A 300-nucleotide genomic window follows, 5' to 3' on the forward strand; every position below is an offset into this window, starting at 1 on the left:
GGCGGGGCCGTCAAGGATGCCACGCTGGCGACCGTCACGGCGGCGTCGAAGCTGGGCGAGGTCCACCTGATCGTCGCCGGTCAGGGCGTGGACGGTGTCACGCAGGCCGCCGCCAAGATCGCGGGCGTGGGCAAGGTCCATGTCGCCGATGACGCGGCTTATGCGAATGCGCTCGCGGAAAACGTCGCACCGCTGGTGGCCAAGCTGATGGAGAGCCACGACGCCTTCCTCGCCCCGTCGACCACCACCGGCAAGAACATCGCGCCGCGTGTCGCCGCGCTGATCGATGTGATGCAGATC

1 pseudogene is annotated in these 300 nt (G+C 68.7%); it reads left to right on the plus strand.

What is annotated here, in order from left to right:
• A pseudogene (locus tag SM191_RS19695) lies at positions 1 to 300 on the plus strand (electron transfer flavoprotein subunit alpha/FixB family protein); the annotation flags it as partial.

Source organism: Sphingomonas sp. 2378, from assembly GCF_038084995.1.
GTDB lineage: Bacteria > Pseudomonadota > Alphaproteobacteria > Sphingomonadales > Sphingomonadaceae > Sphingomonas.